This is a genomic window from Vulcanisaeta sp. EB80 (assembly GCF_002078205.2).
On the sequence record NZ_LCWN02000116.1, the window covers coordinates 1 to 3,178 of the forward strand.

General features: G+C 48.1%; 3 protein-coding genes and 1 pseudogene. 2 read left to right on the forward strand and 2 right to left on the reverse strand.

What is annotated here, in order from left to right:
- Positions 1 to 207: pseudogene (locus B7L70_RS12145) on the forward strand (PhoH family protein); the annotation flags it as partial.
- On the opposite strand, the gene hxlB reads toward B7L70_RS12145, so the two are convergent.
- On the reverse strand, positions 208 to 822 hold the full coding sequence (gene hxlB, locus B7L70_RS12150) for a 6-phospho-3-hexuloisomerase (protein ID WP_081228409.1): 615 nt from the start codon (positions 820 to 822) through the stop codon (positions 208 to 210). It lies immediately after the preceding pseudogene.
- Positions 823 to 990: 168 nt separating this feature from the next.
- Between hxlB and speD the strand changes: the two genes are divergently transcribed.
- Positions 991 to 1,422, forward strand: a complete 432-nt coding sequence (gene speD / locus B7L70_RS12155) for an adenosylmethionine decarboxylase (RefSeq protein WP_081228410.1) — start codon at positions 991 to 993, stop codon at positions 1,420 to 1,422.
- A gap of 38 nt (positions 1,423 to 1,460) precedes the next feature.
- On the opposite strand, the gene B7L70_RS12160 is transcribed toward speD, so the two are convergent.
- On the reverse strand, positions 1,461 to 3,178 hold a 1,718-nt coding region (locus B7L70_RS12160), incomplete at its 5' end, for an ATP-binding protein (protein ID WP_081228411.1).

Genomic DNA, 3,178 nt, shown 5'->3' on the forward strand with positions numbered 1-3,178 from the left:
TGGATAAGGGCTCTTCACCCCGTTGGTTGGATTGGCAAGCACATAATCGATGTCGACTTCGCAGGTCCTGAACTCATGGTTACTGTTAGGAAGAGTGCCTTCGGCGCCTTTGTTGGCCAGAAGGGTGTCTATGTTAGGTTGATTGATAGGGTGATAAGGCGATTAATAAACGTGGGCGTTAGGGCAATGGAGAGCGAGGGTGAGTAATTAGGGCACCTCTATATTTGCATGCCTAAACCTTATCTCATCCTCGGTCTTCTTCAACCTATACATTAACTCCGCTATGACGGCGTCCAGGAGCACCATCGCCGTATCCTCAAATAACGTACCCAACGGAGCCAGCGGTTCATGAAGACCAAGTATCTGCCTTGCGAAGTAATCATCCATCTTGGCAACCTTCGTTCTGCCAGGCACCTGGACCACGAGATCCGCATACCCAGCCAGTGGTGAGTCCCTATAGCTGGTTATGGCAATAACCTTAGCCCTCATCTTCTTCGCAGCCTCGGCAGCGGCAACAACCATGGTCGTTGTACCACTACCCGAAATCGCAACAACCACATCATCCTCACCAACACTCGGCGTTATAGTCTCACCGAGGACGTAGGACTTAAAGCCTAGGTGCATCAACCTCATTGCGAAAGCCCTACCCACAAGCCCTGACCTACCAGCACCAACCACGAGGACCTTCTTATCATTCCTGTAAGCATTGATTAATAGGTTTACGAATGATGACACCTCCTCAATATTTATTACATTGAGAGTATTCATTATGAAATTACCTATCTCAAGGTAAGCGCTCCTGAAATAACGAAGGTCCTCCATTCACAGTAAAAGCACACTTGAAGTATTTATTGTTTACCTCACATGAAAACCTCACGAGACCTATAGGGCTATGCGTGCTAATTCATGAGTAATACCTGCTTTCATGAGGGGATATGTTTATATAGGGGGTTGGCACGGTTTAGTCAAAAAACGTACAATATAGGGAAAATGATCACCCAAACCCTACCTGGGCAGGGGGGTAAGGAGAGGAGTGCGTTAGTGTATGGGGTACACGTGTATGGAAACCTATATGGCTGCGATAAAAACCTCCTTAAAGACGAGGTCTACCTCACAAAGGTGGTTCGGGAGGCTGCTGACGCTGCGGGCGCGTTGGTTGTATCAACCTTTTACTACAAGTTTGGCATAAATGGCGGCATATCGGTGGTGGCGATAGTGGCTGAGAGCCACATATCAATACACACATGGCCCGAGTACGGCTACGCAACAGTGGACGTATACACGTGCGGTAGCCACACGAAACCCATGGAGGCCTTTAAGTACATAGTAAAAAGTCTAAATGCCAGTAGGTTTGAGGTCTTCGTATCAGACCGGTCATACTACACCGATGGTGAGGTTGGGGGTGATACCGTGACGAGTTGACTAACGCATTTGACGTGTTTCCCTTCAAATTCAACCTTTTATTTTTCCTTTATTACATAATCCTTCAGCAACCCCTTCGGTACGTAAAGCTTTACCAAACGTATCGGTCTCGCGCCATGCCTCATAACTAAAGCCCTATACTGACCGCTTAATAGCCAATCCGCATCATCACTATCAATACCACTGATCGCGTTTAATAGGTGGGAAACGTATTGATGACCTCCAGATAGCATTACAATGGTGCCTAGGTTCTCGAGAATCCCTGGGTCCAATACGTCGAGGGGTGGTTGTAGAAGCATGATCAGCGCTATGCCGAATTTCCTGACCTCCCTAACCATCCTGCTAATTACATTGTTAACACCCAACAACCTATACTCACTTGGGGTTCCAAGTATGTTGTGCGCCTCATCAATCAGCACTACGTACTTGAGTGGGCATGGTGGACTCCCGCACTCCGAGGTTGCCTTCTTAAACATGGTGAGCAATATCAGTGCTGCCAGGTACCTGCTGAGCTCCTCATTCGTGATGTTGTTCATGGTGAATATGATGTCCCCATTCAATAAGTCGTCGATACTCACGGTACTTGCCCCGTGGTTATAATAATTAATTAGTAGGGCCAGGGAGTTGTATAGGTTGTAGTATGCCTCCCTTAGTATGATGTCGTTCGATAACTCATCCAGCGACCTCACAATATCACCTATACCATCCACGTCATTCCTATTCGCCAGGACCATGCGAAGTAAGGCACCCTCAGGCCCTATGGATAATAACGGGTTCATCATCCTTATGGCCTCAATAACGACACTCACGTCCCTACTCATCACCTTCACCATACCCAAATCGACATACCTCATCCTCACTAGGTTCATGAGTCTCTTAGAATGCCCATGGGGATCTATGATTATTACCCTGACCTTATCACCCAACCTCCTTTTGACCTGGTAAACAATACTCATGGCCAATGTTGTCTTGCCGGAGCCCGTTGGCCCGGTTATGAGTATGTGCGGGCTTGCTCCACGGAATGACCAATAGATGTCGCGATTATCAACGCTCCTGCCCAGGATTGCCAACCCACCACTCTCCTCGGCTATGCGTAGGAAGAATGGTGTGAAGACCGTTAGGTCCAGCTCCATTGACCAGACCTTACCGTTGGTTGCCGTGAGGATTTTCGTTATTGGTGGCGATGGTACCCATCTCCATTTAAAGGAGCTATCGAAGTTAACGGTGCTGGCCATGTATATTGAGTATGCCTCTTCACCCCTCTGTACCCTCCTAACGGTGTTCTCGAGATCCTTATACCTAAGGAAGTACTTAATATGCCTAAACATGAGGAATCTGCCGTAGGCACCGCTGGCCTTACTCTTGATTTCCTCTTGTACATCATTGTTGGTCCATACCACGATAACCACATGGGCGTTTGCTTGGGAAATCCTGCTCACCATGCTTAGGGCCTCCGCCTTGAGCATGGTATTATCAACGAACCTCGTCACCCGCGTGTCCTGGGCGACCTCGTAATTGAACCTCATGTTTACGACAAACCTCTTCCTCGGTAGGTCCATTAACGAGTACGCCAGGTAAAACATTGGGAACACCGCCAGGATGTATGCCGAGGCCATCATTAACGGTGGGACGAGCAACAATAGTATGAGCGGCTTGGCTATAGGCCTACTTTTAATGCGCACTCTCATGGCATTCGCAAGCTCGAAACCGCTAATCCTGCGTATAACCAAGCCCAACCTTGTGAGTTCAGGTACGA

What these genes read in the sequence shown, in the direction of transcription:
- hxlB (WP_081228409.1), bottom strand. Translation starts at nt 822, where the DNA reads ATGGAGGACCTTCGTTATTTCAGGAGCGCTTACCTTGAGATAGGTAAT.
- speD (WP_081228410.1), top strand. Translation starts at nt 991, where the DNA reads ATGATCACCCAAACCCTACCTGGGCAGGGGGGTAAGGAGAGGAGTGCG.